We start from the raw sequence: 20,523 nt of genomic DNA, 5'->3' as shown, positions 1-20,523 counted from the left end.
GAATCGGGGCGCGGCGGGAGGCCGGACGGCGGCCCGGTGCTCTACAGTTTGCGTGGCGCCCCGAGCGGTTCACCGGCTGAGCGGTTCCCCGCGGTGTCCTCGCGCGACGCCCCGGGCTTCGTGCCGGAACAGGGGTCGCGGGTGTGCTGACGTCCCGTCAGCGGCCGAGGTAGGGCGGGTGGGACTCGAACCCACGACCAAGGGATTATGAGTCCCCTGCTCTAACCGGCTGAGCTACCGCCCCCCGACTCGACCTGCCGGGCCGGCGGGCCGGTCCCTGGCAGCAGCAGACGGCCCCTCAGGGCCGCCCCCGGCAGCATAGCCGGTCGATCACCGGTGGTGCGCGCCGGGGGCGCATCCGGGTACGCACGGCCCCGCTCCCGTCGGCGTGTTGGCGACCGGCCCGGCGGCGCGCCCCCGCAGGGCCCGGCCCCCGCAGACGGTTGCCCGGCCGCGCCGGGGCCTGGTAGATCTTGCTGCGACCGCCGCCCGGCCCCGGGCGGACCGGACCGATCCGGCGGAAGCGAGCGACCGTGCCCCGCAGCACCCCAGGCCCCGGCCCGCGCCCGCTCCGCACGGCCGGCGCGACGGCCCTGCTGCTGGCCGCCGCCACGGGCTGCGGCTCCACCGCGCCCGCCCCGACCGACCGGCCCACCGTGACGTCGAGCCCCGCCGCGCCCGACCGGGCCGCCGACCGGGTCGGCCAACTGTTCCTCGACGGCCTCGACGGCGCCCGGTTCTGCACCGCCTCCGTGGTGCACGGCGGCAGCGGCAGCCTGCTGATCACCGCCGCCCACTGCGTCGCCCCGCGGGGCGTCCCCGTGAGCGGCCTGGTGTTCGCCCCCGGCTACCGCGACGGCCGCGCCCCGTACGGGAGTTGGCCCGTCACCGGGGTGAAGGTCGACCCGCACTGGGGCACCGGCGAGGACGACGAGCGCTACGACGTCGCCTTCCTGACCGTCGACCGGCTCGACGGGCGGCGGATCGAGGACGTGCTGGGCGCCGAGCGGTTCAGCACCGACGGCGGCGACGCCGAGGTCACCGTCACCGGCTACCCCAACGCCGGCACCGCGCCGGTCACCTGCCGGACCCGGGCCGTCACGGCCGGGGAGAACGGGCGGCGCTTCGACTGCGCCGGGTTCCCCGACGGCACCAGCGGCAGCCCCTGGGTCACCGGCGACGGCCGGGTGGTCGGCGTCATAGGGGGCTACCAGGAGGGCGGCGACACCGCCGACACCTCGTACAGCCCGGTCTTCGACGAGCGGACCGCCGAGCTCTACCGGCAGGCCGACGGCGGCTGAGCGGCTGAGCGGCCGGGCCGCAGGACCACCGGGCCGCGCGCCCGGCGGGAACCCCCGGGGAAAACACGAGGGCCCCTCGGTCTCGCCGAAGGGCCCTCGCTCTGTACCGATCACCGAGACTTCCGGTGAAGCTCCCCCAATTGGACTCGAACCAATAACCTGCCGATTAACAGTCGGCTGCTCTGCCAATTGAGCTATGGGGGATCGCGCTCCTCCAATTGGACTCGAACCAATAACCTGCCGATTAACAGTCGGCTGCTCTGCCAATTGAGCTATGGAGGATCGTGCTTCCGCCTCGCCCACCCCGGTCTCCGGATCGCTCCGGGGCCCACGGTGCTCGCTGCGGGACATACATTAGCGCACTCAGGGGGGTGTTCCGCCAATCGCTTTCCCCGCCGCCCTCCCCCACCGCGGCCCCGCCGCGGTCGCGGGCCGGTACGGCGCGCCCCGCGCGCGTCCCCCGGTGCGGACGGGGATGCTGGTGCACGGCGGCTCCGGCTGGCCCGGACCCGCCACCGGCCGGGCGGTTCACGGACCGGCCGGGCGGGTAGACGCGGCACACAATCGCGCGGTGACGAAGGGTGGAACCAGGGCATGTGGAAGGTGTCGTTGATCGTGGGCCTCGGGATCGGGTACGTCCTCGGTACCCGGGCCGGGCGCGAACGCTACGAGCAGTTGGCCGGCGCGGCCCGGCAGGTGCGGGAGAACCCGCGGGTGCAGGACGCGGCCGAGAAGGCCAGGCAGCAGGCGGGCGCGGTGGCCGGCAAGGCCGCCGGGGCGGTCGCCGACAAGGTCGGCGAGAAGCTGCCGAACGCGCTGACCGAGCGCGTCCCGTACTTCGCCCGGCAGCACGGCGAGGACGACGGCTGGGGCACCGTCCGCCCCTGAGACCGCCCCCGCACCGCCCGGCGTCCCCCCACCGCCGGGCGTCCCCGGGCCGGGCGTTCCCGGGCCGGGGCGGACGGTGGTCGGACGGGGTGGTTCCGGTACCGACTGGGCAACACTTGCGGCAGTCGGCCCCGCCCCGGCCGCCGACTGCGGCATGATCTCGGCATGGCCATCGTCGCGGGCATCGACAGCTCCACCACTCGCACCCGGATCGTCGCGTGCGACGCCGACACCGGCGCCGTGCTCCGACAGGGCCGGGCCCCGCACCCGCTCCCCGAGGGCGAGGACGCCCGGAGCACGGAGGTGGACCCGCAGAGCTGGCTGCACTCGCTCGGCGACGCCGCCGCCGGGGGCCTGCTGGAGGGCGTCCGGGCGATCGGCGTCTCCGCCCAGCAGCACGGACTGATCGGCCTGGACGCCGGCGGCGTGCTGGTGCGGCCCGCGCTGCTGTGGAACGACCCCCGCTCGGCGGGCGCGGCGGCCGCGCTGCTGGACGCGCTGGGCGGGCCGCAGCCCTGGGCCGAGGCGATCGGCGCGGTGCCGGGCCCCACGTACACGATCGCGAAGCTGCGCTGGCTGGCCGAGTTCGAGCCGGTGTCGGCGCAGCGGATCGCCGAGGTGCTGCTGCCGCACGACTGGCTGGTGTCGCAGCTGCTGGGCGGGCCGAAGCGGCGGACCACGGACCGCGGCGACGCCTCCGGCACCGGCTACTGGTCGCCGGTCACCGGCGAGTACCGGCAGGACCTGGTCAAGCTGGCGCTCGGCCACGAGCTGAAGGTCCCGGACGTGCTGGGCCCCGCCGAGCCCGCCGGGCACACCCCCGAGGGGCTGCTGATCTCGGCCGGCACCGGCGAGAACATGGCCGCCTCGCTGGGCCTGGGCCTGGAGATCGGCGACGCGGTGGTCTCGCTCGGCGGCAACGGCACGATCTTCGCGGTGCACGACCGGGCGGTGGTCGACCCGTCCGGGCTGGTCTCCTCGTTCGCGGACGCCACCGGCCAGCACCTGCCGATGGTGGCGACGCTGAACGCCGCGCAGGTGCTGCGCTCCACCGCCGCGATGCTGGGCACCGACCTGGCGGGCCTGTCGGAGCTGGCGCTGCAGTCCTCGCCGGGCGCGTACGGGATGGTCTTCCTGCCGTACCTGGACGGCGAGCGGACGCCGAAGCTGCCGCAGGCCGCGGGCACCCTGACCGGGCTGCGGGCCGAGTCGATGGCACCGCAGCACGTGGCGCGGGCGGCCGTCGAGGGCATGCTGTGCAACCTGGCCGAGGCGGTGGACGTGCTGCGCGGGCACGGGGTCGCGGTGGACCGGGTGGTCCTGCTGGGCGCGGCCGGGCGGCTGCCCGCCGTGCAGCAGATCGCGCCGCAGGTGTTCGCGCGGCCCGTGGTGGTGCCGCCGCCGGGCGACCACGCGGCGCGCGGCGCGGCCCGGCAGGCCGCCTGGGCGCTGGCCGGGACGGCCGGGCCGCCGCGCTGGGAGCTGCCGGACCTGACGCTGCTCGCCCCCGACCAGGAGCACGACCTGGCGGTCGGCACGGCGGTGCGCCAGCAGTTCGCGGCGATGCGCGAGCAGCACCACCCGGAGACCGCCGCCTCCTGACGGCCCGTCGGGCACCGGCCGGAACCGGTCCCTGAAAGTGCGTCAGGCCGGGCCCGGTGGCACCGTGGGAGCTCCACGAGTGGAGGGACGGTTCGCCATGGCGTTGCACAGGGGACAGGGTTCGGAGGAGCGCCGGCTGCCGTTCAGCCCGCTGCACGTGCTGACCGACCCGATCGGGGCGATGCAGCTCGCGCCGCCGCTGCACCGGCTCCCCCAAGTGCCGGTCCCGCCGCCGGTGGCGTACCAGCTGATCCACGACGAGCTGATGCTCGACGGGAACGCCAAGCTCAACCTGGCGACCTTCGTCACCACGCAGATGGACGAGCACGCGGACCGGCTGATGTCCGAGTGCCGCGACAAGAACATGATCGACAAGGACGAGTACCCGCAGACCGCCGAGCTGGAGCGGCGCTGCGTGGCGATCCTGGCCGACCTGTGGCACGCCCCCGACCCGGCCGCCGCGGTGGGCTGCTCGACCACCGGCTCCAGCGAGGCGTGCATGCTCGCCGGGATGGCGCTGAAGCGGCGCTGGATGCGGCGCAACGCCGACCGGTACGCGGCCGGGGCCCGGCCGAACCTGGTGATGGGCGTCAACGTGCAGGTCTGCTGGGAGAAGTTCTGCAACTTCTGGGAGGTCGAGGCGCGGCTGGTGCCGATGGCGGGCGACCGCTTCCACCTGAGCGCCGAGGAGGCGGTGGCGCACTGCGACGAGAACACCATCGGCGTGGTCGGCATCCTCGGCTCCACCTTCGACGGCTCGTACGAGCCGATCGCCGGGATCTGCGCCGCGCTGGACGACCTGCAGGCGCGCACCGGCCTGGACGTGCCCGTGCACGTGGACGGGGCGTCCGGCGGGATGGTCGCGCCGTTCCTGGACCCGGAGCTGGTCTGGGACTTCCGGCTGCCCCGGGTGGCGTCGATCAACACCAGCGGGCACAAGTACGGACTGGTCTACCCGGGCGTGGGCTGGGCGCTGTGGCGGGACGCCGAGGCGCTGCCCGAGGAGCTGGTGTTCAAGGTCAACTACCTGGGCGGCGAGATGCCGACCTTCGCGCTGAACTTCTCCCGGCCGGGCGCCGAGGTGGTCGCCCAGTACTACTCCTTCCTGCGGCTCGGGCACGCCGGCTACCGGGCCGTCCAGCAGGCCTGCCGGGACGTCTCGACGTACCTGGCCGCGGAGTTGGAGAAGCTCGGCCGGTTCCGGCTGATCACCCGCGGCGACCAGCTGCCGGTGTTCGCCGTCACCACCGTCGAGGACTGCCCGTTCGACGTGTTCGACGTGTCGCGGCGGCTGCGCGAGCGCGGCTGGCAGGTGCCCGCGTACACCTTCCCGGAGGGGCGGACCGACCTGGCGGTGCTCCGGGTGGTGTGCCGCAACGGGTTCACCCGGGACCTCGCGGACCTGCTGCTGGCCGACCTGCGGCGGCTGCTGCCCGAGCTGGAGCGCCAACCCGCGCCGCTCAGCGAGCTGGGCATGCCGCAGCGCAGCGGGTTCCACCACTGAGCGGACGGCGGAGCTAGTCGAGGTAGCCGCGGAGCTGGTCGGCGAAGGCGTGGTCGCGGAGCTTGCCGAGGGTCTTGGCCTCGATCTGGCGGATCCGCTCCCGCGTCACCCCGAACAGGTGGCCGATCTCCTCCAGGGTGCGCGGGCGGCCGTCGTCGAGGCCGTAGCGGAGCTGGACCACCTGGCGCTCGCGCTCGCCGAGGGTGGCCAGCACCGCGTCCAGGTGCTCGCGCAGCAGCAGGAAGGCGGCGCTCTCCGGCGGGGAGGCGGCGTCGGCGTCCTCGATCAGGTCGCCCAGCGCGACGTCGTCCTCCTCGCCGACCGGGGTGTGCAGCGAGACCGGCTCCTGGGCGAGCCGGCGGATCTCCCGGACCCGCTCCGGCGTCAGCTCCAGCACCGCGGCGACCTCGGCGGCGGTCGGTTCGAGGCCGCGCTCCTGCAGCAGGGCGCGCTGCACCCGCAGCACCCGGTTGATCAGCTCGACCACGTGCACCGGCACCCGGATGGTGCGGGCCTGGTCGGCCAGCGCGCGGCTCATCGCCTGGCGTATCCACCAGGTCGCGTAGGTGGAGAACTTGTAGCCGCGCGCGTAGTCGAACTTCTCCACCGCCCGGATCAGGCCGAGGTTGCCCTCCTGCACCAGGTCGAGCAGGGTCAGGCCGCGGCCGACGTAGCGCTTGGCGACCGAGACCACCAGCCGCAGGTTCGCCTCGATCAGGCGGCGCTTGGCGATCCGGCCGAGGACGACCAGCCGGTCCAGGTCGTCGGCGAGGCGCTGGTCGCCGCCCTGGGCGCGGTCCAGGGCCTCCTCGGCGAACAGGCCGGCCTCGATGGCGCGGGCCAGCTCGACCTCCTCGACGGCGGTCAGCAGCCGGACCCGGCCGATCTCCCGCAGGTACTGGCGCAGCAGGTCGGCGGCCGGGCCGGTGCCCTCGTCCAGGGCCGGCTCCGGGGCCTCCGCGGCCAGTTCCTCCGGAGTGGGCCCGGCCTCGGCGGCGGGCTCGACCGGGTCGACCGGGTCGGCGGACGCGGCGGGACCGGCGGGCTCGGCGGGCTCGACCGCTTCGGCGGCTCCGGCGGCTCCGGCGGCTCCGGTGGGCGCAGTGGGTGCGGCGAGGCCGAGCGGGCCGCGGCGGGGTGGGAGCGCGGCGTCCCGGACGGGGGCGGCCTGCGGGGGCCGGGCGGCGGTCTGGTGCTGGCGGGCGACGGAAAGCTCCACGGGCATCCCTCCGGGGGCCGGGCGCGGCCTGGGGGTGCCGCGCCACACCGGAGGGGATACCCAGCCCGGCGGGCCCGGGCACCTGCGGACGGGCAGGAGGTGCGCGAACGGCATCCGCCACGGCGGCAAGTGCCAGGGTCGGCGGGACGCCTGACGACGGGTCAGAGCGCAGCGGAGCCCTTGGAGCGCAACTGCTGGCCGTACTGCTGCAGGGCCCACAGCTCGCTCTGCACCGGGTGCAGCTCCTCGGCGGTGGCGCGGTCGCCGAGCCGGCGCAGGTGGGCGCGGACCTCGGCGACCCGGCGGTCGACGGCCTGCAGGCGCAGCTTGACCAGGAACTCCCCCGCGTACACCTCGTCGGCCTTGCGGCGGGAGCGGATCGGCTCCACGGTCAGCTCGGTGACCAGGCCGCGCACCTGGTCGTCCGGGCTGGCCTCGCGGACGGCGGCGGTGAAGTCGGGCAGGGTCGCGCCGTAGGCGGTGCCGCCGACCTGGCCGACGGCGCGGCGGACGGCGCGGTACGGCGGGGTGGGGAACTCGTCCTCGCCGTACTGGTCGAAGGCCGGGCTGACCAGGTCCGGGTGCTGGAGGGCGAGTTTGAGCAGTTCGCGCTCGACGAACTGGGCCGGGTCGCGCGGGTCGAGCCGGAACGCCGGGCGCTCGGGGCGGGCGGGCTGCTGGGCGGCGGCGTCCGGGCGGCGGAGCATGCGCTGCTGGCCGTTCTGCTGGTTCTCGCGCTGCCAGCGGGCGAGCTGGGCGATCCGGCGGACCACGAACTGCTCGTCCAGGATGCCGACCATGCCGGCCAGTTGGACGGCGTACTCGTGCTGGATCGAGCGGTCCTTGATCTTGACGATGATCCCGGCGGCCTCCTCCAGGGCGGCGGCGCGGCCCTCGGCGGTGTCCACCCGGTGCCGGTCGACCGCCGAGCGGAGGGCGAACTCGAACAGCGGGACGGGGTTCTCGACCAGGGTGCGGACGGCCTCGTCGCCCTGGGCCAGCCGCAGTTCGCACGGGTCCATGCCGCCCGGGGTGATGGCGATGGAGGTGCGGGCGGCGAACTTCTGGTCGTCCTCGAAGGCGCGCAGAGCGGCCTTCTGGCCGGCGGCGTCGCCGTCGAAGGTGAAGACCGTCTCGCCGCGGTACCCCGCGGTGGAGGTGGTGTCCATCAGCAGTCGGCGGATGATCTTGATGTGGTCCTCGCCGAAGGCGGTACCGCAGGTGGCCACCGCCGTGGTGACGCCCGCCAGGTGACAGGCCATCACGTCGGTGTAGCCCTCGACCACCACCGCCCGGCCCGACTTGGCGATCTCCTTGCGGGCCAGGTCGATGCCGTACAGCACGTTCGACTTCTTGTAGAGCGGCGTCTCGGGGGTGTTCAGGTACTTCGGGCCGTTGTCGTCCTCGCGCAGGCGGCGGGCGCCGAAGCCCACCACGTCGCCCGAGCTGTCCCGGATCGGCCAGACCAGGCGGCCCCGGAAGCGGTCGATCAGGCCGCCGCGCTGGCCCTGCGAGGCCAGGCCGCCGACCGAGATCTCCTTGTCGGTGAAGCCGCGGCCGCGCAGGAAGCGCACCAGGTGCTCCCAGCCGGCCGGGGCGTAGCCCACCCCGAAGTGCTTGGCGGCGGCCTCGTCGAAGCCCCGCTCGGCCAGGAAGCGGCGGCCGATCTCGGCCTCCGGCGTGGCCAGCTGCTCCTGGAACCAGGCGGCGGCGACCTTGTGCGCCTCGACCAGCCTGGTCCGCTCGCCCTGCTGGTGGCGCGGGCTGTAGCCGCCCTCCTCGTAGCGCAGGGTGATGCCCGCCTGGGCGGCCATCCGCTCGACCGCCTCCGCGAACGAGCAGTGCTCGATCTTCATCAGGAAGGTGATCGTGTCGCCGGACTCGCCGCAGCCGAAGCAGTGGAAGACGCCCTTGCCCGGGTGCACGTAGAAGGACGCGGACTTCTCGTCGTGGAACGGGCAGACGCCCTTCAGCTGCGCGCCGCCGCCGGCCGCCAACTGCACGTAGTCGCCGACCACGGCGTCGATCGGCAGGGCGGCACGCACCGCCTGCACATCCTCGTCCCTGATCCGACCGGCCACCGGTGAAGTCTACGGGAGCGGGCCCGACAACCCGGCCGGGCGGCCCGGGCCCGGGGCTCAGCCCTTCCGCTCGACCAGGCGGGCGTGCAGGGCGAGCGCGGAGGCGTCGGTGAGGGTGGCGATCCGGTCGATCACGGTGCGCAGCGCGGCCCGGTCGTCCTCGGCCTCGGCGTACTGGGCGGTGAACACCTCGTCCAGCCCGGCCGGGGCGCCGCGCAGCAGGGCGTCGGCCAGCTCGGCGATCACGATCCGCTGGCGGGAGCGGAGTTGGGCCTGCTCGTCGCGCTGCATCACGTACCGGACGGCGACCGCCTTGAGCACCGCGCACTCCAGCCGGACGCCGTGCGGCACCACCAGCTCGGCGGCGTAGCGCGTCAGCGGGCCCGGGCCGTAGCGGGCCCGGGTGGCCTGCTCGGCGGCCAGGCAGAAGCGGCCGATCAGCTGGCTGGTGAGGTCCTTCAGGCCGGCCCGGGCGCGGGCCGTGCCGTCGTAGCCGGTGGGCCACCACTCCTCGGCCTGCAGCCGGTCCAGCGCGGCGGCGAACTCCTCCGGCTCGGCGCCGGGGGCGAACCGCTCGGCGGTCTTGAACAGTTCGGCGCGCTCCTGCGGGGAGCGCAGCGCCGCCGGGTCGATGTGGCGGGCCTGCAGGCCGTCCTCCACGTCGTGGGTGGAGTAGGCCACGTCGTCCGACCAGTCCATCACCGTGGCCTCGAAGCACTTGCGGCCGTCCGGCGCGCCCGCGCGCATCCAGCGGAACACCGGCAGGTCGTCCCCGTACACGCCGTACTTGGTGGAGCCCGGGTCGGTGGGGTGGCCGCCGCGCGCCCACGGGTACTTGGTGGCGGCGTCCAGCGCGGCGCGGGTCAGGTTCAGGCCGACGCTGCGGCCGGGCCACGGCGAGAGCCGGACCTCCGGCTCGTCCGGCGGGGCGAAGCGCTTGGGCTCCAGCCTGGTCAGGATGCGCAGCGACTGCGCGTTGCCCTCGAAGCCGCCGCAGCCCTCGGCGGCCTGGTCGAGCGCCTCCTCGCCGGTGTGGCCGAACGGCGGGTGGCCGATGTCGTGCGCCAGGCAGGCCGTCTCCACCAGATCCGGGTCGCAGCCGAGGGCGGCGCCCAGCTCCCGGCCGACCTGCGCGCACTCCAGCGAGTGCGTCAGCCGGGTGCGCGGGAAGTCGCTGCTCATCGGGGCGACCACCTGCGTCGTCCCCGCCAGGCGGCGCAGCGCGGCCGAGTGCAGCACCCGGGCCCGGTCGCGTTGGAAGGCGGTGCGGCCGGGCCGCTTGTCGGGCTCGGGCACCCAGCGCGCCTCGGACTGCGGATCGTACGGAGCGGTGTTCTTCATATGCCGATCACCGTACGCCCGTTGACGGACATTCGGCCGTGCGCCGCGCGAACCGGCGGTGGCGGGCGGGCGGCGGCGGCCCGTCGGAACGGGTTCCTCCGAATGTTACAGAGGATTCTCTGCAGAGAAGACTATGCAGAGGACTCTCTGCATCCTAGGGTGGAGCCATGAACGAGCACCGCCCCGAAGACCGCCGCCCCGCCGCACCCGCCGCACCCGCCGCACCCGCCGATTCCGCCGACTCCGTGGGCGACCCCGTGGGTGCCGCCGCCGCGGGGGACGCCCCGCGCCGCCGGCTCGACGCCGGTTCGCTGCGCGGGCTCGCCCACCCGCTGCGGATGCGGCTGCTGGACGAGCTGCGGACCAACGGCCCCGCCACCTCGGCACGGCTCGCCGACCGCACCGGCGAGTCCACCGGCACCGTCAGCTGGCACCTGCGGCACCTCGCCGACCACGGCTTCATCGAGGAGGAGACCGGCCGCGGCACCCGGCGGGAGCGCTGGTGGCGGGCCGTGCGCGGCGCCATCGTGCTGTCCGCCGCCGACTTCGACCGGGACCCCGGCGTCCGGGCCGCGCTCTCCGTCTACCAGGCCGAGAACCTGCGCCGGCAGTACCAGCGGGTCGCCGACGCGCTGGCCGCCGACTGGGACGAGGACTGGCGCAACACCGGCTCCGTCACCGACTGGAACAACCTGCGGCTGACGCCCGATCAGCTCCGCGCCCTCGACCTGGAACTGCAGGCCGTGGTCGCCCGCCACACCCCCGACCCGGACGCCGCCCCCGACCCGGCGGCCCGCCCGGTCGTCGTCCAGATCCAGGTACTGCCCCGAAAGGACCCCGAACGGCCATGACCACTCCGGCTTCCGCCCCCGCCGCCGCGCCCACCGCCGCCACCACCGGGCACGGTGGGACCGCCGCCGAGGGGCTCCCGACCGCGCCGGGCACGGGACGGCCGCGCGGGCTGCTGCGCCGCCACCGGGACTTCCGGCACCTGTGGATCGGCGAGACCGCCAACAAGTACGGCTCCGCCGTGACCGGCCTGGCGCTGCCGCTGATCGCGGTCACCTCGCTGGACGCCGACACCTTCCAGGTCGGCCTGCTCGGCGCCGCCGGCTGGCTGCCCTGGCTGCTGATCGGCCTGCCCGCCGGCGTCTGGGTGGACCGGCTGCGCTGCCGCCCGGTCATGCTCACCGCGACGGCGGTCTCCCTGGTGCTGTACGCCACCGTCCCGCTGGCCGCGCTCGCCGGGACGCTCACCCTCTGGCACCTGCTGGTCGTCGCCCTGCTCGCCGGGGCCGCCGGGGTGTTCTTCCAGACCGCCTACACCGCCTTCCTGCCCCAGCTGCTCGACCCCGCCGACCAGGCCGAGGGCAACGCCAAGCTGCACGGCAGCGCCTCCGCCGCGGGCATCGCCGGACTCGGCACCGGCGGCCTGATCGCCCAGCTGGCCGGACCGGTCAACGGGCTGCTCGCCAACACCGCGACCTTCCTGCTCTCGCTCGGCTGCACCGCCCGGATCGGGCACCGCGAGCCCGGCCGCGGCGAACGCCCGCGCCGCGCCCTGCGCCAGGAGATCGGCGAGGGCCTGCGCCTGCTCGGCTCGGACGTCTGGTTCCGCACCTTCACCCTGTTCGGCGCCGCCTCCAACCTGGTCCTGACGGGCTACCAGTCGCTGCTGGTGGTCTTCCTGATCCGCGAGGTCGGCGTCGACAAGGGCACCGTGGGCCTGCTGCTCGCCCTGGCCTCCACCGGCGGCATCGTCGGCGCCGCCGTCGCCCGCCGGGTCGCCGCCCGGCTCGGCACCTCGCGCGGCATGCTGGTGCTGGAGCTCGCGCTGCCCGCGCTGGCCGTCCTGATCCCGCTCACCGGCCCCGGCGCCGGCCTCGGCTGGTACCTGCTCGGCGGGTTCGGCGTCTCCTGCGGGATCGTCGCCGGAAATGTCATCAAGTCGACCTTCCAGCAGCGCTACTGCCCGCCGGACCTGCTCGGCCGGCTCTCCGCGAGCAGCGCTGTGCTCAACTTCGGCGCCATCCCGCTCGGCGCGCTGCTGGCCGGCTTCCTCGGCACCCAGATCGGCGTCCGGCCCGCGATGTGGCTGATGACCGCCGGGGTGCCGCTGGCCGCCCTGATCCTGTGGTGCTCCCCGATGCGCCGCGTCCGCGACCTGCCCACCGAGCGCCGGGCGGAACGGAACTGACAGTCGGTCGGCTCTCCGGTCGGCTCTCCGGTCGGGTTCCGTGGAGCGGACGGTACGCGGCAGCAGGGGCTGCGGTGGTCAGGCGACCGCCAGGACCGTCCGCGACAGGCAGGACCGGTAGCGCTCCAGGACCAGCCGGGCCAGCAGCGGGTGATCGCCGAGCGGCGCCGAGGTCAGGACACCGCCGGCCGCGGCGGCCAGCCGGGCGAAGTCGCCGGGGGCGGTGAAGTAGGAGGCGACCGCGACCCGCGCGTGGCCCTCGGCGGTGAGTTCCCCGACCCGCGCGGCCACGCTGGGGCCCCCGGCCGCCACGTACCCCGGCCGGACGGTGACGCCCAGCCGGGCGGACAGCAGCGCGGCCTGCGCCTCGCTGTCCCGCGCGGCCTCGGGGTCGCGGGAGCCGGAGGCCGCGAGCACCACCGGCTCGCCCCGCCAGCCGGCCGCCGCCAGCCGGTCGGCCAGCGCCTCGGTCAGCAGCGGGTCCGGGCCGAGCGGCGCGGCGCACTGCCCCGCCAGGTGCCCCGCCCCGGCCAGTGTCCGGGGGATGTCGACCTTGCTGTGGTAGCCGCGGCCGAGCAGCAGCGGCACCAGCACGACCCGGCCGCTGAGGCCATCCAGCACCTCGGGCAGCCGGGGGTCGTTCAGGCCCAGGTGCGCGAGCCGGACGTCCAGCTCCGGACGGGCCCGCCGCACCCGGTCGTGCAGCAGGCCGAGCTCGGCGGCCGCGGCCGGATCGTGCGAACCGTGCGCCACCAGCACCAGGGCCGGACGGCGCGCCGCGTGCAGCACCCGCAGCGGGGCGACGCGGCCGGGGATCGAGGTGGTGATGGTCATGACTCCACCATGCCGCACCTCTGTTTCCCCCCGGTTGCCCACCGGTCACGGGGGGTTTCTCCCCTCTCACAGACCGCCACCCGACCGTGAGCGCCGGGGCCGCCGGTGGCGGGTGAGCACCCCGCGGGCGGGTGCACCGGCCGATCAGCGTCCGGCCCGCGACGGGCCGCCGGGCTGACGCGGGACGCGCGGGCACCCGGGCGGGTCGGTGAGGACGGCTCCCGCGCCGGGCGCGGCACCCGGCTCGGCACCGGGATCGGCGACGGTGGCCGCCGTGCGGCGGGCGGGCGCGACGGGAACGGCGGGCACGGCGGCGTGCCACGGGACGGCGGCCCGGGCGTCCGGCTCCCAGCCGTGCTGCCACCGGTCGGCCGCCTCCGCCGCTCCCCCGGACCCGCCGCGCTCCTCGCACTCCTGCAGGAGCATCAGGGCCTCCCGATGGGCGAGCGGGTCGCCCGCCTCGGCGGCCCGGCGGTACCACTCCAGGGCCTGGCCGGTCCGGCGGCGGTCGACCAGCATCCGGGCGCCCGCGAGCAGGGCGTCCCGGTCACCGTCCTCGGCCGCCCGCCGGTACCAGTCGAGCGCCTCCTCGATCCGGCCGCGGCCCTCCAGCATCTCCGCCGCCTCCCGGGCGGCCTGCCGGTCGCCCGCCCCGGCCAGCCGCTGCACCCAGTCGATCGCCCCGTCCGTCCCCACCGAACCGGACAGCATCCGCGCGGCCTCCCGCAGCCGCTCGGGCTCCGGCCGGTCGGTGGCCCGCAGGAGCAGGTCGGCCTCGAAGTAGCGGCCCGCGTCCTTCAGCAGCTCGACCGCCTCCTCCAGCCGGGCGGCGGCCGGCCCTGCCGAGCACCGTTCCACCGGACGGGACTGCGGCCGGTCGGGACGGGAGCCCTCGGGGCGGGGGTCTTCCTGGCAGGAGCCCTCGGCCTCGGGGCGGCCGGTGGCGGGGCGGCTGTCGACCGCCGGGCGGAGGACGGTGGGCGCGGACAGTGCCGGCAGCGCGGGCACCTCGCCCGGTGCCGTCGCCGTCCGCCCGTCGAGGTGCAGCAGGAGCTGCACGGAGTCGGGCAGCGGGTGCCGGTCCCCGGCCCGCTGCGCGGCCAGGTACCAGTCGGCGGACTCCCGCTGTCGGCCCAGTTCGCCGAGCAGGCGGCCGAGTTCACGCATCGCGTAGGTGTCGCCGTAGCGGGCGGCGAGCTGGTGGCAGCGCACCGCACCGGCGCTATCACCGCGCCGTTCGAGCAGGTCCGCGGCCTGGAACAGCGCGGTCTCACTGCCCGCGTCGGCGGCCTTCCGGTACCAGGCCAGCGCGCCGTCCAGGTCCCCGTCGCGCTCGCACTGCTCGGCGCGGTCCCGCAGGGCGTGGTGGTCGCCGAGGTGCGCGTACCAGGGCAGGTTGCCGTACTGGCCCTGCCGGGACAGCATCGCCGCGGCCTCGGGCCAGGCCGCCTCGTCGCCGGACGCGGCCGCCCGCTCCCACCAGGCGGCCGCCTCGTCGACCCGGCCCGCCTCCTCCAGCATCCGGGCGGCCTCGTGCACGGCCGTCGGGGAGCCCTGTTCCCAGGCGCGCTCCCACCAGGTGACCGCCCGGTCGGTCCGACCGGCCGCGGCGTGGTTCCGGGCGCACGCGGCCGCGGCCTCGGGGTGCCCGTCCGCCGCGGCCTGCTCGAACCACTCCAGGGCCTCCTCGGCGCGGCCGAGTCCGGTCAGCAGGCGGCCCGCCCGGTAGCGGGCGTTCGGGTGGCCGATCCGGGCGGCTGCTTCGAAGCGGAGCAGCGCGGGCCCGGTATCGCCGCGCCGACCGAGCAGTTCGGCGGCCCGGCAGAGGGCGTCGGCGTCCCCCGCCTGTCCGGCCCGGTCGAGCCATTCGACGGCCTGCCCGTCCCGACCGGCCTGTTCCAGCAGTTTCGCTGCCCGCATCGGTGCCTCCGGTGCTCCGAGGTCGGCTGCCGCCGCGTACCAGTCGACGGCTTCCGTGACACGGCCCGCCTCGGCGAGCATGGCAGCGCCCACCGACAACGCCCCGGTGTCGCCCGCCTCGACGGCCGCGGCGCACAGGGTGATCGCCGTCCGGGTGTAGCCGCGCCCCGCCGCCGCGCGGGCGAGCGCGGAGCGGGCGGCCGGGTCCGCGTGCCGGACCAGGCACTCCCACAGGCCGGCCGGGACCGCCCGCCCCTCCCGTTCGCGCTCCCGGACCGACTGCCGCGCCAGGACCTCGGACAGCCGCACCCGCCGGTCGTCCCGCGCGTCCTCGCCCGGTGGCGGGTCCGGCGGCGCGGCGGCCCCGCCCGGGGTCCGGTCGACCGTCAGGAGCCGGCCCGTCCCCGGGACCGCCCTGCACAGGTACACCATCGCCTCGGCCACCCATCCGGCTCCGAGGGCGTCGCGCTCACTGTCCGTCAGGTAGTGCGGGGCGGCGGCCACCAGCAGCACCGCGGGCAGCTCCGGACCGTGGCCGAGGCGCACCGCGTCCACTCCGGCGTCGACCAGGGCCCTGGCCGCGGGCGGGGCCGCGCGGTAGCGGCTGAGCAGCCGCCGACCGGCCGGTGTGGAACCCGTCCGCTCCCGGTGGCCGGCATCCGCGGCCGCGCCCGCGCCGGTGTTCGCCGAGGTGCTCGTCGTGGAGGTCGTCGAGGTCGTTGCGGCATTCGTCGCGCCGTTCACCGTGCCGTCCGCTGCCTCGTGCCTCACGCCGCTCGCCGTGCCGTTCGCCGCGCCTGGTTCCCGGCCCGACCGGTCGGGGTCGTGGTCCGGGTCGGCCGCGCCCGCGCGGCCGGGGTCCGGACGGCCGGTGCCGGTGTCGCCGGGGTCCGCGTGGTCGGCCGCCATGAGCGCGGACCAGTACGTGGCCCGGTGCGCGGGTCGGCCGGCGGCACGGGCCAGTTCGCCCGCCACCGCGGTGAGGCGGTCGAGTTCGCGCGGCACGGAGCGGCCGGACAGCCAGCCGTTCAGGGTGGACGGGCCGATGCCGCCGAGTCTGGCGAACCGCTTCTGGGTGACCGTCCGGCCACCGGCCCGGCGGGCCGCCTCCCAGAGCAGGAGCAGCTCGCGCAGCACCGCCGAGTGGGCCGCCCGCCCCCGCACTCGTACGTCTGCTGCCATGCCAGCTCCCCGGCCGGACCCGGATCGGATCTTGGAACCCGCTCCCCTGCGTGCAGGGTACGCACTCCGGTAGTGGGTCGTACCGAGTTCTGCACGAATCACCTACCGAATCGGCGTTCCTGCCCCCGCGCGCCCGCTCCACCTGGTAAAGGCCCCGCGCTGCTCGCCGGGCGGGCCCGGACGCGGGCGCTCTCACAGCGGCTGCCCCGTGCCGCTGAGGTCGAAGTTCCGGCGGTGAAACAGCGCGGCACCGGTCGGGAAACACCCCCCGACCATGCTCGGTGCCACGACAGCGACCGGGCTGCGGGCGGACGGCGGCCCACCCGGTCCGGGCCTCCGGCGGGACCGGGGGCCCGCTGCCGCACCGGGCCGAAGACGGTCCGGTCCACGTCCGGCCAGCCCGCCAGTTCCGGTGGTCCGCCACCCGGAGCACGACCTCGGAGGGACTTCCCGATGACCACCACCAAGCCCACACTGCTCCTGGTCGGCTACGGCATGGTCGGCCACCGCTTCCTGGAGGCCCTGGCCGAATCCGGCGCCGCGACCCGCTTCCGGGTCGTCGTCCTCGCCGAGGAACCCCGGCCCGCCTACGACCGGGTCGGCCTGACCTCGTACTTCTCCGGGAAGACCCCCGAGGACCTGCTGCTCGCGGAGGACGGCTTCACCGATCGGCACGGGTTCGAGGTGCACCTCTCCTCCCCCGCCGTCTCACTCGACCCGGCGGCCCGGACCGTCACCACGGCCGCCGGGCACACCGTCCCCTACGACACCCTGGTGCTGGCCACCGGCTCGTACCCGTTCGTCCCGCCGGTGGACGGCCGGGACGCCGAGGGGTGCTTCGTCTACCGCACCATCGAGGACCTGCAGGCGATCGAGTCCTACGCCGCCGGGGCCAGGGTGGGCGCGGTGGTCGGCGGCGGCCTGCTCGGGCTGGAGGCCGCCGGCGCGCTGACGGGCCTCGGCCTGGAGACCCACGTGGTGGAGTTCGCACCGCGCCTGATGCCCGTTCAGGTCGACGACGCCGGCGGCGCCGCGCTGCGGCGGACCATCGAGTCGATGGGCGTGGTGGTCCACACCGGGATCGGCACCAAGTCGATCACCGTCGCCGAGGGGCGCGCCGTCGGCATGTCCTTCACCGACGACTCGCAGCTGGCGACCGACCTGGTGGTGTTCTCCGCCGGTGTCCGCCCCCGCGACCAGCTGGCCCGGGAGGCCGGTCTGACGGTCGGTGAGCGCGGCGGCATCGCGGTGGACGAACTCTGCCGCACGTCCGACCGGCACATCTACGCCATCGGCGAGTGCGCCCTCGCGGTGGACGGCCGGGTCTACGGCCTGGTCGCCCCCGGCTACGAGATGGCCGTCTCGGTGGCCCGGCAGCTGGCCGAGGAGGCTGCCCGGCCCTTCACCGGCGCGGACCTCTCCACCAAGCTGAAGCTCCTCGGGGTGGACGTCGCCAGCTTCGGCGACGCCTTCGGCGCCACGCCCGGCTCGCTCGACGTCGTGTACTCCGACTCCCGCTCCGGCGTCTACAAGAAGCTGGTGGTCACTCCCGAGGGCGCGCTGCTCGGCGGCATCCTGGTCGGCGACGCCTCGGCCTACGCCACGCTGCGGCCGCTGGCGGGCACCGGGAACCCGCTGCCCGTCCCCGCCGAGTCGCTGGTGCTGCCCGCCGGGGTGGACTCGGCGGTGTCGCTGGGCAGTTCCGCGCTGCCGGACGACGCGGTGGTCTGCAGCTGCAACAACGTCACCAAGGGCACCATCCGGGCCGCCGTCACCGACCACGCGTGCAGCACCGTCCCCGAGGTGAAGAAGTGCACCCGGGCTGGCACCAACTGCGGCTCCTGCGTGAAGCTGGTCGGCACCATCGTCGCCGAGGAGTTGGAGGCGAGCGGCGTCGAGGTCGACAAGGGCCTGTGCCCGTGCTTCGCCCACACCCGCGCCGAGCTCTACGAGATCGTGCTGGTCAAGCGGGTCGCAACGCACCGCCAACTGCTCGCCGAGCACGGCCGGGTGGGTGCGGACGCCGAGGGCTGCGAGGTCTGCAAGCCGACGGTGGCCTCGATCATCGCCTCGCTCGCCCCCGAGCTGGAGGCCTCCGGACACATCCTGGACGGCGAGCAGGGCGCCCTGCAGGACACCAACGACCACTTCCTGGCCAACCTGCAGAAGAACGGCTCCTACTCGGTGGTGCCGCGCATCCCCGGCGGTGAGATCACCCCCGACCGGCTGATCGTGATCGGCGAGGTGGCCAAGGAGTTCGGCCTCTACACCAAGATCACCGGTGGCCAGCGGATCGACCTGTTCGGCGCCAGCGTGGACCAGCTGCCGATGATCTGGAGCCGACTGGTCGCGGCGGGCTTCGAGTCCGGCCACGCGTACGGGAAGTCACTGCGCACCGTGAAGTCCTGCGTCGGCTCGACCTGGTGCCGCTACGGGGTGCAGGACTCGGTCGCCATGGCCATCCAGCTCGAACTCCGCTACCGGGGCCTGCGCTCGCCGCACAAGCTGAAGTCCGCGGTCTCCGGCTGTGCCCGCGAGTGCGCCGAGGCCCGCGGCAAGGACTTCGGCGTCATCGCCACCAGCACCGGCTGGAACCTGTACGTCGGCGGCAACGGCGGCGCCACGCCCCGCCACGCCGACCTGCTCGCCCAGGACCTGGACGACGAGCAGCTGATCCGCCTGATCGACCGGTTCCTGATGTTCTACATCCGGACCGCCGACCGGCTGGAGCGCACCTCCACCTGGTTGGAGCGGATCGAGGGCGGGCTGGACCACGTCCGCGAGGTGGTGGTCGAGGACTCGCTCGGCCTGGCCGCCGAGCTGGAGGCGCTGATGGCCCGGCACATCGGCGACTACCAGGACGAGTGGGCGGCGACCCTGGCCGACCCCGACCGGATGCGCCGCTTCGTCTCCTTCGTCAACGCCCCCGGCGTGCCCGACCCGAGCATCCGGTTCGTGCCCGAGCGCGAGCAGGTCAAGCCGGACCTGGTGCTGCTCGCCACCGAGGAGCAACTGCTCGCCGCCCTCGACCCCGACAACGCCCTGCTCCCCGCCGCCCGACTCCTGGAGGAAGCCCGATGACCGCCACCGCCACCACCGCCCGGGTCGAGCTGTTCTCCGACTCGGCCTCCACCGCCAGCTGGTCCCCGGTCTGCGACTGGGACCTGCTGGTCCCCGGCCGCGGCGTCGCCGTCCTGCTGCCCGACGGCCGCCAGGTCGCCGTGTTCCGCGACGGCGGCGACCGCCTCTACGCCACCGACAACCGCGACCCGTTCACCGGGGCCTACGTCCTCTCCCGGGGGCTGCTCGGCTCCACCCCGGACGGCCGGGTCTACGTGGCCTCCCCGCTGCTCAAGCAGCGCTTCGACCTGGCGACCGGCGAGTGCCTGGACGACGAGAGCGTCCGGATCACCGTGCACGCCGCCCGCGCCGCCTGACCTCCCGCCCCTCTCCCGGCCCTCCAAAACCCGGCCAGCCGGTCCGCCCCGCTGTCCCGCCCTCCCAAAGGTGCGGGACAGCGGGGTCAGTGCTGTCCGAGCGAGGTCAGGACGGCGGCGGCCATGCCCTGCTGGCCCCGGGCGTTGGGGTGGATGGGGGCCAGGCCCGGTGCGGCGCTGAGGGGTTCGATCCAGCGTTCGCCCTCGGCGGCGCACATGTCGTGGCCGGACGAGGCGGCGTAGGTGTCGACGAAGGCGGCGCCCGCGCTCCCGGCGCGCTGCCGCAGCATCGTGTTGAGCTGCTGCTCCTGCTCGGCGACGAAGGCGATGTCGGCGGGTGCGACGCCGCTGCCCAGGGTGCTGGCGCAGCCCGTCGGGTCCTGCGGCAGCAGGGCCGGGTACCCGACGACCAGGACCCGGGCCCGCGGGGCCCGCCGCTTGATCTCGTCGAGCGCGCTGCCCAGCCGGTCGCCGGCGGCGGCGAGTTTCCGCTGGACCTCGCCCCGCCCCGTCCCCGTGGTGTAGTACGCCCGGCAGGGGGCGTCGGCGCCCTCGTCGGCCAGGCTGTTGCGGAGGTTCTCGACCGCGCAGCGGCCCAGGACGTCCAGGAAGCCCGCGTCGTTGCCGCCGATGCCCACCGTCACCAGCCGGGTGGCGGCCCCGACCGCGTCCAGCTGGGGCGGGTTCGCGCCGCCGTCCGTGTGCTGGGCGGCCGTCAGGTCGCCCGTCCGCGCGCCGCTGCAGCTGACGTCGGTGAAGTCCTTGAGGTCCAGCTGACGGGCCACCAGCGACGGGTAGTTGACGCCCGACCGCGCGCAGCCCTGCGGGGTGCCGCCCTGGGGCGGGATGCGCAGGCCGGAGGTGTAGGAGTCGCCGAGCGCCGCGTACGGGCCGGTCACCGGGGCGGCGGACGGGCTCGGCGAGACCGGGCCGGGGGCGGGCCCGGAGCCCGCCCCGCCGCACCCGGCGGCACCGATCAGGGCCGCCGCGGTGACGGCCAGCAGGCGGCGGCGCACC

14 protein-coding genes and 3 tRNA genes are annotated in these 20,523 nt (G+C 75.5%); 8 read left to right on the top strand and 9 right to left on the bottom strand.

The features are described from left to right. Positions 1-170: 170 nt before the first annotated feature. A tRNA-Ile gene (locus ACIQBJ_RS20115) sits at positions 171-244 on the bottom strand. A gap of 289 nt (positions 245-533) precedes the next feature. Between ACIQBJ_RS20115 and ACIQBJ_RS20110 the strand changes: the two genes are divergently transcribed. Continuing rightward, positions 534-1,301 (top strand): trypsin-like serine peptidase, encoded by a 768-nt coding sequence (locus ACIQBJ_RS20110; RefSeq protein WP_400711874.1) that lies wholly within the window; start codon positions 534-536, stop codon positions 1,299-1,301. Positions 1,302-1,432: 131 nt separating this feature from the next. Here the strand turns inward: ACIQBJ_RS20110 and ACIQBJ_RS20105 are convergent. Further along, positions 1,433-1,505: transfer RNA gene (locus tag ACIQBJ_RS20105), tRNA-Asn, on the bottom strand. A 5-nt stretch (positions 1,506-1,510) separates the two neighbouring features. After that, positions 1,511-1,583 (bottom strand) — tRNA-Asn (locus ACIQBJ_RS20100). A 312-nt stretch (positions 1,584-1,895) separates the two neighbouring features. On the opposite strand from ACIQBJ_RS20100, the gene ACIQBJ_RS20095 reads away from it, so the two are divergent. The 3 genes from ACIQBJ_RS20095 to ACIQBJ_RS20085 all read left to right on the top strand — a co-directional run bounded on the left by ACIQBJ_RS20095 (position 1,896) and on the right by ACIQBJ_RS20085 (position 5,295). Continuing rightward, complete coding sequence (locus ACIQBJ_RS20095) at positions 1,896-2,189, top strand: hypothetical protein (protein WP_400711871.1); 294 nt, start codon at positions 1,896-1,898, stop codon at positions 2,187-2,189. A gap of 165 nt (positions 2,190-2,354) precedes the next feature. Continuing rightward, on the top strand, positions 2,355-3,791 hold the full coding sequence (locus ACIQBJ_RS20090) for an FGGY family carbohydrate kinase (protein ID WP_400711868.1): 1,437 nt from the start codon (positions 2,355-2,357) through the stop codon (positions 3,789-3,791). A gap of 97 nt (positions 3,792-3,888) precedes the next feature. Then, the gene (locus ACIQBJ_RS20085; RefSeq protein ID WP_400711865.1) at positions 3,889-5,295 is read left to right on the top strand and encodes a glutamate decarboxylase; all 1,407 of its coding nucleotides are present in this window, start codon (positions 3,889-3,891) and stop codon (positions 5,293-5,295) included. 13 nt (positions 5,296-5,308) lie between these two features. Here the strand turns inward: ACIQBJ_RS20085 and ACIQBJ_RS20080 are convergent, their stop codons facing one another. From ACIQBJ_RS20080 to ACIQBJ_RS20070, 3 genes are all read right to left on the bottom strand, one after another. Next, positions 5,309-6,520 (bottom strand): RNA polymerase sigma factor, encoded by a 1,212-nt coding sequence (locus ACIQBJ_RS20080; RefSeq protein ID WP_400711862.1) that lies wholly within the window; start codon positions 6,518-6,520, stop codon positions 5,309-5,311. A 155-nt stretch (positions 6,521-6,675) separates the two neighbouring features. Further along, a complete protein-coding gene (gene dnaG / locus ACIQBJ_RS20075; protein ID WP_400711859.1) occupies positions 6,676-8,595 on the bottom strand; it encodes a DNA primase in 1,920 nt (639 codons plus the stop codon). A 57-nt stretch (positions 8,596-8,652) separates the two neighbouring features. Next, positions 8,653-9,936: a deoxyguanosinetriphosphate triphosphohydrolase gene (locus tag ACIQBJ_RS20070; protein WP_400711856.1), complete on the bottom strand. Its 1,284-nt coding sequence runs from the start codon at positions 9,934-9,936 to the stop codon at positions 8,653-8,655. Between the two features lie 167 nt (positions 9,937-10,103). On the opposite strand from ACIQBJ_RS20070, the gene ACIQBJ_RS20065 reads away from it, so the two are divergent. Both ACIQBJ_RS20065 and ACIQBJ_RS20060 read left to right on the top strand, forming a co-directional pair. Beyond that, positions 10,104-10,787, top strand: coding sequence for a helix-turn-helix domain-containing protein (locus tag ACIQBJ_RS20065; RefSeq protein ID WP_400711853.1), 684 nt, complete (start codon positions 10,104-10,106; stop codon positions 10,785-10,787). Further along, a complete protein-coding gene (locus ACIQBJ_RS20060) occupies positions 10,784-12,133 on the top strand; it encodes an MFS transporter (RefSeq protein ID WP_400711850.1) in 1,350 nt (449 codons plus the stop codon). The genes ACIQBJ_RS20065 and ACIQBJ_RS20060 overlap by 4 nt, the downstream gene beginning before the upstream one ends. A gap of 78 nt (positions 12,134-12,211) precedes the next feature. Here ACIQBJ_RS20060 and ACIQBJ_RS20055 read toward each other — a convergent pair whose 3' ends face one another. Next, entirely contained in the window at positions 12,212-12,967 is a 756-nt protein-coding gene (locus ACIQBJ_RS20055; protein ID WP_400711847.1) for a sirohydrochlorin chelatase, read from the bottom strand. A 144-nt stretch (positions 12,968-13,111) separates the two neighbouring features. Continuing rightward, the gene (locus tag ACIQBJ_RS20050; RefSeq protein ID WP_400711844.1) at positions 13,112-16,069 is read right to left on the bottom strand and encodes a hypothetical protein; all 2,958 of its coding nucleotides are present in this window, start codon (positions 16,067-16,069) and stop codon (positions 13,112-13,114) included. A 453-nt stretch (positions 16,070-16,522) separates the two neighbouring features. Here ACIQBJ_RS20050 and nirB point away from each other — a divergent pair, with 453 nt between their 5' ends. Both nirB and nirD read left to right on the top strand, forming a co-directional pair. Next, positions 16,523-19,150, top strand: coding sequence for a nitrite reductase large subunit NirB (gene nirB / locus ACIQBJ_RS20045; RefSeq protein ID WP_400711841.1), 2,628 nt, complete (start codon positions 16,523-16,525; stop codon positions 19,148-19,150). Next, positions 19,147-19,506 (top strand): nitrite reductase small subunit NirD, encoded by a 360-nt coding sequence (nirD, locus tag ACIQBJ_RS20040; RefSeq protein WP_400711838.1) that lies wholly within the window; start codon positions 19,147-19,149, stop codon positions 19,504-19,506. Before nirB ends, nirD begins: the two co-directional genes overlap by 4 nt. A gap of 86 nt (positions 19,507-19,592) precedes the next feature. On the opposite strand, the gene ACIQBJ_RS20035 is transcribed toward nirD, so the two are convergent. After that, positions 19,593-20,522, bottom strand: coding sequence for an SGNH/GDSL hydrolase family protein (locus tag ACIQBJ_RS20035; protein ID WP_400711835.1), 930 nt, complete (start codon positions 20,520-20,522; stop codon positions 19,593-19,595). Between the last annotated feature and the right edge of the window lies 1 nt (position 20,523).

It is taken from the genome of Kitasatospora sp. NPDC088391 (assembly GCF_044753345.1).
Classification (GTDB): Bacteria; Actinomycetota; Actinomycetes; order Streptomycetales; family Streptomycetaceae; genus Kitasatospora.
Note: the sequence above shows the minus strand (reverse complement) of the source record. Positions and strands in the feature narration are given on the sequence as shown.

Coding starts and splice junctions, on each gene's coding strand:
- ACIQBJ_RS20095 (WP_400711871.1), top strand. CDS start 1,896: ATGTGGAAGGTGTCGTTGATCGTGGGCCTCGGGATCGGGTACGTCCTC.
- ACIQBJ_RS20090 (WP_400711868.1), top strand. CDS start 2,355: ATGGCCATCGTCGCGGGCATCGACAGCTCCACCACTCGCACCCGGATC.
- ACIQBJ_RS20085 (WP_400711865.1), top strand. CDS start 3,889: ATGGCGTTGCACAGGGGACAGGGTTCGGAGGAGCGCCGGCTGCCGTTC.
- ACIQBJ_RS20080 (WP_400711862.1), bottom strand. CDS start 6,520: ATGCCCGTGGAGCTTTCCGTCGCCCGCCAGCACCAGACCGCCGCCCGG.
- ACIQBJ_RS20070 (WP_400711856.1), bottom strand. CDS start 9,936: ATGAAGAACACCGCTCCGTACGATCCGCAGTCCGAGGCGCGCTGGGTG.
- ACIQBJ_RS20065 (WP_400711853.1), top strand. CDS start 10,104: ATGAACGAGCACCGCCCCGAAGACCGCCGCCCCGCCGCACCCGCCGCA.
- ACIQBJ_RS20060 (WP_400711850.1), top strand. CDS start 10,784: ATGACCACTCCGGCTTCCGCCCCCGCCGCCGCGCCCACCGCCGCCACC.
- ACIQBJ_RS20055 (WP_400711847.1), bottom strand. CDS start 12,967: ATGACCATCACCACCTCGATCCCCGGCCGCGTCGCCCCGCTGCGGGTG.
- ACIQBJ_RS20050 (WP_400711844.1), bottom strand. CDS start 16,069: ATGGCAGCAGACGTACGAGTGCGGGGGCGGGCGGCCCACTCGGCGGTG.
- nirB (WP_400711841.1), top strand. CDS start 16,523: ATGACCACCACCAAGCCCACACTGCTCCTGGTCGGCTACGGCATGGTC.
- nirD (WP_400711838.1), top strand. CDS start 19,147: ATGACCGCCACCGCCACCACCGCCCGGGTCGAGCTGTTCTCCGACTCG.